The following is a 9,312-nucleotide window of genomic DNA, read 5'->3' as shown; positions in this document are numbered from 1 at the left end:
GCTAAAAAAGAGGAACAAAGAATCGAGCGAAAAAAGGCTGATGCTAAGAATGTCGAACCAGTAAATACGCTTCAGCTTACTCAGGAAATGTTGGATGAGGTGATGCCCAAGGTTTTGGATTATTTTAAAAATCAGAATAAAGTACTAGAACTTGCCGTACTAAATCAACCCTCCAAAATGGAAGGTCACGAGATCTGTTTTGAGGTAATGGGGCATGTGCAGGAAGAGATTGCACAAAAGATGAAACCAGAACTCTTAACCCTGATCAGAGATTTGACCGGTGCTGGGAAAATCGGAATTAAATTGGTGGTCAAAGAGGAAATGGAATCTACTAACAATAAACTTTATACAAGCTCTGATAAATTCAGATTTTTAAAAGAAAAGCATCCGGCTCTTGCAGAGTTTCAACGAAAATTCGGATTGGAAACTGATTTTTAAAAGTCGAGAGATATCCCAAAATTTACCAGGTTTTGGAGCTGAACTGCCTGTTTGGATGATCCATCATCTTGTTTTATAAACACCTCCTCATCGTAGATTATCCTAGTTTCTATTCTGGTAGATATGAATTTATTTACCTTCATCCGAATCGTGGAATTGAAATTGACTACCATATTTCCAAATCGCTCATAATTAGAAAAAAGGTTTAGATCAGCTTTCCAGGTAATGTTTTCCATCAGTTGTATATCTGCAACTGAGGTCGCCAAAGACATACCTGCTTCTGCTCTTACATTTTCTCCTGGCATTACACCGAATGCTCCTGCACGGCTTAAAGAGTCATCCAGTACTATTGTAAATCGGCCTGTGAAAGGAGAAAGAATTACGGAGAGCTTGCTTCTGTCTTCATAAGTTTTTCTGTAATTCAAACCCGTGGAGGACTGAACATAGCCCGGAGATAATAAATCGGAGATTTTGGTTCTGATTTCTTTTTCACTTCCAGAAGGTCTCGAGTATTTATATCCAGCCAAAAGCTGCGTTCTGGCATCTAACTGGGTTGATAAATAAAATTTTTCTGAGAGTTCCCGTCCGTAATTACTCACAAAAATAAAATTGTCATTACTTTTTCTGGTCTGGAAATCCCGATCTCCCTGACGGTTCATGCCCAGATTTATGGTCAACTGGGTATCCCATACTTTTTTCTCTTTTTTATAATTCGCGAATACTGAAACCCCTGAATTGAGGGCAAAAGAACTGGATCCACCAGCTGCCCAATTGCTTAGAGTTACTTGCTGAATATTCAGGTTGTAGTTCCCTCCAGTTTCCCAAAAGATTTCCTTTTTAGGCTCCTCTATCAAAAGAGAATCACCTAGCATCAGCAAGGTGTCTCCATTGATCAATACAGTATCTGGAATAATAATCCGGTCTTGGGCCCAAACCTGCTGACCTAAACAAATGAATAGAAATCCTATGATTAGGAGGTATTTACGCATTCTAAAAAGAGGATAATAGGATCAGGGGGTGAAGATAACCAATTTCTGACCGATGCTGATGATGTTTTGGCTGCCGATATTGTTCCAGGATTTTAAGTCATTGACAGTGACCCCGTATTTTTTACTGATCGCAAATAATGTTTCCCCTTTGCTCACAACATGAGTTACCGAATCATTCGCTTGTTGATCTGGACTTGTATTTCTTGCTTGAGGTTTTGGCTGAACAGGAGTAGAGTTGCTAGCCACGACTGTCTTAGATGGAGGAGCTTGATTTACTTTAACAACTTGAATATCCTCTCCCCTTTTTCGATGTTCCTGTAGGTTGAGAACCATTCCTGCCTTTAAATCAGAGTCTTTTCGAATTCTGTTTTTAGACTTCAAAGAAGAAAGCTTAATCCCATATTTCTGTGAAATACTCCAAAGTGTTTCACCTGGCATCACGATATGATTTTCTACTTCTGCTTTTGTTTTCTTTTTCTTAGTGTAATAATATTCTCCGGCCTCAATTCTTTCTCCGGGCTCTAAATCATTCAGTTTTCGAAGCTTTCTTTCTTTTAATCCGATTTGATCAGAAAACTTACTCTGCGTGGTTGTTTGAGCAGCTTGAACTCCATCAATTTCATTAACAGTAATCTGATCCGTTTGATTTGCCTTTGTGGTATTTCCACCTATCCTAGGGAATGAATTTGCCTGTTTGTATGCAGGAGTATTTGCAGCTGATTGTTTGGAGTTAGATTTGGGTTTGCTTTCTTGGATAATCGCTGGTTGAACTGGAAGAGAACCTTCTTGGATATATACTAAGCCATAGGTTCTATCACCTGGGATTTTTCCATTCGAAGTCCATTTATTGTATTCTTTCAAGTGCGATTCCGAAACCCCATACTTTTTCGCTAACACTGCAAGAGTAGTGGGACCTTGTATTGGAACTTCCACCATTCGGGTATTGGAAGTAAAAACTCCAATTTGACCTTCAAAAGCAATTTTATGAGCTAGAAATTTCTTGAAATACCAATGAGTATTTCGGTCAACATCTACAATTCTTTTACCATTATATCTAGTTCCAAAATATGCTTTTGCTCCTCCTAATCCCATTTGATAGGAAACTAAAGCACACATCCAGTTGTCGAAGGTATTGTTATGTTTTTTGAGATATAAAGCCGCTCCTCTGGTGGAGGATACGATATTTTTTCTCTCATCAATTTGATTATCTACTCTTAAAAATACTTCCTCAGCAGTGCCTTGCTTAAACTGCCAAAATCCGACCGCATTTGAGGTAGAAACTGCATCAGAAATTAAAGAACTTTCTTGAATTACCAGATACTTTATATCCTCCGGCACACCATTTTCCCGAAGAATATCCTCGATAATAGGCATATATAAATTCACTCTTTCTTGCTTTACCTTTAGATAATTAGGGTTTCTGTATTGAGCGTCAACGTCAAGTTGGATTTCTCTCCTAGCTTGAGGATTGATTCTCACGATCAAATCAGCGAACTCCAATTCAGCAGGAACTTGAGGGATCTGCGCCAACAAAGGCAAGCTGCTGAAAAGTGTAAGGAAAAAAAGAAGGGAAGAAAATCTATTTTTAATCATTCAAAAAGGCTTTATTCTTATACTCAGCCTGTTTTTAGCAAAAATGATTCCCTTTTTGATGATACTATAATTTTCTCGCGATCATTATACCATCTCGTACTGGAAGTAGTACATTTTCTACCCTTGGATCGTTATTTATTTTTGAATTAAAGTCTTTAATAGCCTTTGTGTCCTTATCAACTTTATGTTCACTACCTGGCAAAACTTTTCCTGACCAAAGGACATTATCTGCCATTAAAATGCTACCGGAATTCATTTTCTCAATAATTAAATCGTAATATTTTTCATTATTGATTTTATCGGCATCAATAAAAACCAGATCAAAAGGACCTTCTAAATCCGGGAGAATATCAAGAGCATTTCCTAAGCGATAATCGATTTGCTCGTTTAATCCACTCTCTTCAAAAAATGATCTCACCATTGTTTCTAACTCATCATTAATGTCAATTGTGATAAGTTTTCCGGATTTATTCAATCCTCTTGCCATGCAGATTGCCGAATAACCGGTATAGGTGCCAATTTCCAGAATCAACTTGGGGTTGATCATTTTCGTGAGAATTTCCAGCATTTTGCCCTGAAGTTGTCCGGAAAGCATTCTTGGTTTTAGAACCTTCAATTGAGTTTCTCTAGTAATTTTTTTTAACAAAGGATCCTCATCTGAGGTATGCCTATCACAATACTCTGATAATTCAGAAGAAATAAATTCCATGATTATTGAGGCTTATAGGTTAAAAAACTCATGTTTTCAGGGTTGAAAATTTCATTGGCAATCTCTTGAATTTCATCTGCCGAAGTTTTTCTGATTTGGGTAAATATACTTTCCAAAGGATCTACTTTTCCATGATCTATTAGACTTTTGCCATATACGAGCATCAATCCGGCATAATTTTCTTCAGCCATGGCCATTTGCCCAATTGCTTGCTCTTTGGCCATATGTAGTTGGACCGTCCCCAATTTCTTCAATTGAAGTTTTGCCATTTCTTTCATCACCAAAGATTGGGCTTTCTTTAGCGTTTTTTCTTCAGTTCCAAAGTACACCCCAAAGAAACCTGTATCGGAAAAAGGTGAATAAGTAGACTCGATATTATAAACATACCCATACTTTTCTCTCAAGCTTAAGTTCAACCTACTATTCATACTAGGCCCGCCAAGAATGTTATTCAGTAAAAATAATTTGTACCTATTTGGGTCATGCAGTGAATAAGCAGGTCTTCCGATAGCGCAAAGAGACTGCGTGATATCTCTTTCTACCGTTTTTATTTTAGGTTGGTAATGATGGAAACCATTCCTTATGTATAGGCTTCTTTTTGACTGTATACTGTTTAAAGGAGCTTCTATTGCTTTTAGTGCTTTTTTGAAGCTAATATTTCCAACCACTGAAAAGACGATCTGAGAGGTATCAAGTCGGGTTGATATAAAATCTATAAAATCCAGATGAGAGAAATTTCCTACTGTTTGTTCTGTTCCAAGAATGTTCCTACCCAAAGAATGATTTTCAAAAACCAATTCATCGAGTTCATCTTGAATGGAATCTTCAGGAGAATCGCGGTACATCGCCATTTCTTCCAAAATGACTTGTCTTTCCTTCTCGATTTGTTTTTGAGGGAAAGTGCTGTTGAAAGTAATATCAAAAAGTAAATCAGCAGCTTTTGGATAATGTTCTTTTAAAGTAGAGGCATAAAAACAGACCTTCTCTTTAGTGGTGTATGCATTCAATTCTCCCCCTAAAGATTCCAGTCTATTTAAAATGTGAAATGTCTTTCTTTTTTGTGTGCCTTTAAAAGCCATATGTTCCCAAAAATGAGCAAGACCTTCTTGTTCCTTCGTTTCATCACGACTTCCAATGTTTAGAACAAAACCACAATGCACCAGTCTGGTATGTGTAACTTCCTGATGAACAATTCGAATCCCGTTGCTTAACTCTGTAATATTTAAATTCATGCTTGCTTACCCATTCGGTAAAATACAAAGAAAAGGATCAAATTGTTTCCTGCCAGCAGTTGCACATTTTTTGAGGCATAATTTAGTAACTTCGGCAAAGAAAAAACCTGAACAGATTTATGAAATATCAACCGTTGCCCCAAAGTTTATATATCAAGAACAGAGCTAAATTGGCGGGGAAACTGAAAGAAAACAGTGTTGCGATTTTCAATGCCAATGACATCATGCCTACCAATGCAGATGGTACCATGAAGTTTCGTCAAAACAATGACTTGTTTTATTTATCGGGAATAGATCAAGAAGAAACGATTTTATTGATTGCTCCTAATTGTCCTAATCCGGCAATGAGAGAGGTACTTTTTCTTAGGGAAACCAGTGAATTGATTGCAATCTGGGAAGGCCACAAGTATACCAAAGAAGAGGCTGAAGCTGCTTCCGGAATCAAGAATATTCAATGGCTCTCTAATTTTGATCAGATTTTCAATTCAGTAATGGCTCTTTCAGACCACGTCTATCTAAATACCAATGAACATTTAAGAGCAGGAGTGGTGGTCGAAACCAGAGATGCAAGATTTATTAAATCCTGTAAAGAAAGATTTCCCCTTCATAAGTTTGAGCGGGTAGCTCCAATCATGCATGAGTTGAGAGGAGTGAAAGAGCAAGAGGAAATCGATCAACTGCAAATCGCTTGTGACATTACGAATAAGGGATTCAGAAGAATTTTGTCTTTTGTGAAGCCGGGTGTGACTGAATATGAGATTGAGGCAGAATACTTACATGAGTTTGTAAGAAACCGAAGTAAAGGCTTTGCCTATGAGCCAATCATTGCTTCAGGCGGAAGTGCCTGTGTACTTCATTACCTGGAAAATAACAAGGAATGTAAAGATGGCGAATTGATCTTGATGGATGTAGGAGCGGAGTATGGAAATTACAATGCAGATATGACTCGAACCATTCCTGTCAACGGTAAATTTACTTCCAGACAAAGAGCGGTTTATGATGCGGTTTTAAGAGTGAAAAACCAAGCATCCAGCATGTTGGTGCCAGGTCAGAATATCCAGGATTATCATAAGGAAGTGGGTTTGATCATGCAGAGTGAATTGATTGGATTAGGATTGATTGATCAAACAGATGTAAAAAATCAAGATCCGAGTTGGCCGGCCTATAAAAAGTATTTTATGCATGGCACTTCTCACCATTTAGGATTAGACGTGCATGATGTGGGCACGATGCATGGCCCTATCCAACCAGGAATGGTCTTTACAGTGGAGCCTGGAATCTACATTCCTGCTGAAGGATTTGGAATTCGTTTGGAGAATAATATTGTGGTGCAGGAGAATGGGTATTTAGATCTGATGGGAGATATTCCAATTGAGGCTGAAGAAATTGAAGAGTTGATGAATTCTTAATTAATTTCTTTTTTAAACCAAAATCCCCTCCAAAATCAATTGGAGGGGATTTTTTTATGATTTAGAATCTGGATAAATTATCCTATAGAAATTCTTTTGAAAGCAGAAACAGTCATGCCTTTGCTTACTCCGTCAAGATATTGAGCAATAGTTTTGCTGTTATCTTTCACGAAAATTTGGCTCAACAACGTGTTCTCTTTGTAGAACTTGTTCAATTTACCCAACGCGATTTTCTCAAGCATTTCTTCAGGCTTACCTTCGGCTCTTGCTTGCTCTTTTCCAACTTCGATTTCTCTTTCTACTACAGTAGAATCAACTCCGTCTTTATCAACAGCTACTGGGTTCATTGCAGCAATTTGCATTGCAACGTCTTTACCTGCTTCTTCAACATTCGCTCCAGAAGTTTTAACTAGTCCTACCAAAACACCCAATTTACCATTAGAGTGGATGTAAGGAACAACAGTCTCTGCATTGATTACTTCGTAATTAGAGATTTCGATTTTCTCACCGATTTTACCAGTCATCTCAACGATTTTCTCAGCAACGGTAATGTTTTCGAAAGGCAATGCGTGAATTTCTTCTACTGTATTTGCACCAGCTGCTACTGCCATATCTAGAAGTGTGTTAGCAAAAGCTACATACTCATCGTTTTTGGCAACAAAGTCAGTTTCACAAGTCAAAGAAAGCAAAGTTCCTTTTGATCCATCCGCAGAAACGTTTGTTACAACTACTCCTTCTTTAGTCTCCCGATCAGCTCTAGAGGCTGATACTTTTTGACCTTTCTTTCTAAGGATGTCCACAGCTTTTTCAAAATCGCCTTCAGCTTCTGTCAAAGCTTTCTTGCAATCCATCATACCGGCACCGGTCATTTGTCTCAGTTTGTTTACTTCTTGTGCAGTAATTGCCATTGTATTGTCGGTTTAAATATTAAACGGGATATTATATTATAAACCTTTGGGAAATATTGTCTCAAAGGTTTTGAAATTTTGTATTAACTAATAGTTAATGCTTCTAATAGTCTATTAAACAAAAAATTGAACATAGGCCGAAACCTCATGTTCAATTTTTTATATTTCAAATCAAGTGTGGATTATTCTTTAGTTTCGGCGTCCACAGCTTTCTTAGCTTCTTCCTCTTCAGAAAGTTTAGCCTCTTCTTTGTCCTTCTTTCTTTCTGAAAGACCTTCTTCGATAGCTGCTCCAAACGCATGAACTAGTAAGGATACGGATTTGAATGCATCGTCATTAGCTGGAATAGGGAAGTCAACCTCATTTGGGTTTGAGTTCGTATCAACTAATGCGAAAACAGGGATACCAAGCTTTTTTGCTTCAGCAATCGCGATGTGTTCTCTTTTGATGTCAACAATGAAAAGTGCTGCAGGAAGTCTACTCAAATCAGAGATACCACCTAAAACATCTTCCATCTTGTCTTTTTGACGAGAAACCATCAGACGTTCTTTCTTAGCTAAGTTCATATAAGCTTCTTCCTTCATCAATTTGTCCAGTCCGGACATCTTTTTCAAGGACTTTCTAATTGTTGCGAAGTTGGTCAACATACCACCTAACCACCTTTCGGTCACATAAGGCATGTTTAAACGCTGAGCTTCTGCAGCAACCAGGTCTTTAGCTTGTTTCTTAGTAGCTACGAACATCACTTTTTTGCCTGAGCGTACTACCTGCTTGATTGCGTTAGATGCTTCGTCGAGGCAAGCAAGCGTTTTATTTAAATCGATGATGTGGATACCATTTTTCTCCATGAAAATGAATGGAGCCATTCTTGGATCCCACTTTCTCGTCAAGTGTCCGAAGTGAACACCAGCATCTAGTAAGTCTTTATATTCTAATTTGGCCATAAATATTTTTTTATAAAGTGAAGAAATCCCGGATTAACGTTTAGAGAACTGGAATTTTCTTCTTGCTTTTCTACGTCCTGGCTTCTTACGTTCCACCATTCTAGGGTCACGAGTAAGGAAACCTTCTTTTTTCAATGCAGTTCTATGCTCTCCGTCAAATTCACATAAAGCTCTAGAAATGGCCATACGAGCTGCTTCCGCTTGCCCTTTGATACCGCCACCGTCTACATTTATTTTAATATCATAATTTCCCTCTACGCCAACAAGAGCCAAAGGCTGCTTCACAACGATCTGATGTAGATCGAATGGGAAGTACTTTTCTAATGACTGATTGTTTACGGAGATCTGACCATTTCCTGGAGCCATGTATATTCTAGCTACAGAGGTCTTTCTTCTACCGATTGTGTTGATCATTTCCATGATTTAGACGATTAAAGGGTGATAGTTTTAGGCTGCTGTGCTTCGTGTGGATGCTCAGATCCATTATACACGTACAAGTTGCCGTATAATTTTCTTCCCAATCTGTTCTTAGGGAGCATGCCTCTTACGGCCTTCTCTACCAAAATAGAAGCAGATTTGTCTTTCAACAATTTTGGGGTAGAAATACGCTGTCCGCCTGGGTATCCAGTGTGTCTCACATATACTTTGGAGTTCCACTTATCACCAGTTAAACGAACTTTGTCTGCGTTGATCACGATGACATTGTCACCACAATCTACGTGAGGAGTAAAGCTTGGCTTTGTCTTACCTCTTAAGATTTTTGCGACCTCACTAGCAACCCTACCCAAAACTGCAGCTTGGGCATCCACTACGACCCATTGCTTTTCTACAGTCGCGGCATTGGCTGATATGGTCTTATAGCTCAAAGTATCCACTGTGTAACTGTTTAATTTTTAGCTTGTTAAATTTATTTCACCCTCAAAAAGGGACACAAAGATAGAAGTATTTTATTTTTCATGCAAAATATTTCCAATACTAAGTCCTAATTTTCATGGTCTTAGCTCAAAAACCCTCTCAGGAGTTTGATTTTCATGCTTTTTATTTTTAAGAAATGATTATCGGGCAGTTTTTTCTAACTGATTGACCAACA

10 protein-coding genes are annotated in these 9,312 nt (G+C 38.1%); 2 read left to right on the top strand and 8 right to left on the bottom strand.

The window, feature by feature from the left end; genetic code table 11:
* The coding region (locus tag Q0L68_RS12130; RefSeq protein ID WP_296703441.1) for a DNA polymerase III subunit gamma/tau at positions 1-438 on the top strand (438 nt) is incomplete at its 5' end.
* Here the strand turns inward: Q0L68_RS12130 and Q0L68_RS12125 are convergent.
* The 4 genes from Q0L68_RS12125 to Q0L68_RS12110 all read right to left on the bottom strand — a co-directional run bounded on the left by Q0L68_RS12125 (position 435) and on the right by Q0L68_RS12110 (position 4,961).
* Positions 435-1,427, bottom strand: a complete 993-nt coding sequence (locus Q0L68_RS12125; RefSeq protein ID WP_296703438.1) for a DUF3078 domain-containing protein — start codon at positions 1,425-1,427, stop codon at positions 435-437. The two genes, Q0L68_RS12130 and Q0L68_RS12125, sit on opposite strands and share 4 nt — an antisense overlap.
* A gap of 21 nt (positions 1,428-1,448) precedes the next feature.
* The gene (locus Q0L68_RS12120; protein WP_296703434.1) at positions 1,449-3,020 is read right to left on the bottom strand and encodes a lytic transglycosylase domain-containing protein; all 1,572 of its coding nucleotides are present in this window, start codon (positions 3,018-3,020) and stop codon (positions 1,449-1,451) included.
* 64 nt (positions 3,021-3,084) lie between these two features.
* Complete coding sequence (locus tag Q0L68_RS12115) at positions 3,085-3,729, bottom strand: O-methyltransferase (protein ID WP_296703431.1); 645 nt, start codon at positions 3,727-3,729, stop codon at positions 3,085-3,087.
* 2 nt (positions 3,730-3,731) lie between these two features.
* On the bottom strand, positions 3,732-4,961 hold the full coding sequence (locus tag Q0L68_RS12110; protein ID WP_296703429.1) for a pitrilysin family protein: 1,230 nt from the start codon (positions 4,959-4,961) through the stop codon (positions 3,732-3,734).
* A 119-nt stretch (positions 4,962-5,080) separates the two neighbouring features.
* Between Q0L68_RS12110 and Q0L68_RS12105 the strand changes: the two genes are divergently transcribed.
* Positions 5,081-6,370, top strand: a complete 1,290-nt coding sequence (locus tag Q0L68_RS12105) for an aminopeptidase P family protein (RefSeq protein WP_296703427.1) — start codon at positions 5,081-5,083, stop codon at positions 6,368-6,370.
* 77 nt (positions 6,371-6,447) lie between these two features.
* Here the strand turns inward: Q0L68_RS12105 and tsf are convergent, their stop codons facing one another.
* The 4 genes from tsf to rplM form a co-directional block, all read right to left on the bottom strand.
* A complete protein-coding gene (gene tsf, locus Q0L68_RS12100) occupies positions 6,448-7,278 on the bottom strand; it encodes a translation elongation factor Ts (protein WP_296703424.1) in 831 nt (276 codons plus the stop codon).
* Positions 7,279-7,460: 182 nt separating this feature from the next.
* The gene (gene rpsB, locus Q0L68_RS12095; RefSeq protein WP_296703422.1) at positions 7,461-8,222 is read right to left on the bottom strand and encodes a 30S ribosomal protein S2; all 762 of its coding nucleotides are present in this window, start codon (positions 8,220-8,222) and stop codon (positions 7,461-7,463) included.
* Between the two features lie 33 nt (positions 8,223-8,255).
* Positions 8,256-8,642, bottom strand: a complete 387-nt coding sequence (rpsI, locus tag Q0L68_RS12090) for a 30S ribosomal protein S9 (RefSeq protein WP_296703419.1) — start codon at positions 8,640-8,642, stop codon at positions 8,256-8,258.
* 11 nt (positions 8,643-8,653) lie between these two features.
* Positions 8,654-9,097, bottom strand: a complete 444-nt coding sequence (rplM, locus tag Q0L68_RS12085; RefSeq protein WP_296703417.1) for a 50S ribosomal protein L13 — start codon at positions 9,095-9,097, stop codon at positions 8,654-8,656.
* Positions 9,098-9,312 lie beyond the last annotated feature (215 nt).

Origin of the sequence: Algoriphagus sp., from assembly GCF_024642405.1 — a bacterium.
Taxonomy (GTDB): domain Bacteria; phylum Bacteroidota; class Bacteroidia; order Cytophagales; family Cyclobacteriaceae; genus Algoriphagus.
The sequence above is the reverse complement of the archived record's forward strand: the minus strand, read 5'-3'. Positions and strand labels throughout refer to the sequence as shown.

Excerpts from the sequence above, each read along its gene's own strand:
- Q0L68_RS12120 (WP_296703434.1), bottom strand. The coding sequence starts at position 3,020 with ATGATTAAAAATAGATTTTCTTCCCTTCTTTTTTTCCTTACACTTTTC.
- Q0L68_RS12125 (WP_296703438.1), bottom strand. The coding sequence starts at position 1,427 with ATGCGTAAATACCTCCTAATCATAGGATTTCTATTCATTTGTTTAGGT.
- rpsB (WP_296703422.1), bottom strand. The coding sequence starts at position 8,222 with ATGGCCAAATTAGAATATAAAGACTTACTAGATGCTGGTGTTCACTTC.
- Q0L68_RS12105 (WP_296703427.1), top strand. The coding sequence starts at position 5,081 with ATGAAATATCAACCGTTGCCCCAAAGTTTATATATCAAGAACAGAGCT.
- rpsI (WP_296703419.1), bottom strand. The coding sequence starts at position 8,642 with ATGGAAATGATCAACACAATCGGTAGAAGAAAGACCTCTGTAGCTAGA.
- Q0L68_RS12115 (WP_296703431.1), bottom strand. The coding sequence starts at position 3,729 with ATGGAATTTATTTCTTCTGAATTATCAGAGTATTGTGATAGGCATACC.
- Q0L68_RS12110 (WP_296703429.1), bottom strand. The coding sequence starts at position 4,961 with ATGAATTTAAATATTACAGAGTTAAGCAACGGGATTCGAATTGTTCAT.
- tsf (WP_296703424.1), bottom strand. The coding sequence starts at position 7,278 with ATGGCAATTACTGCACAAGAAGTAAACAAACTGAGACAAATGACCGGT.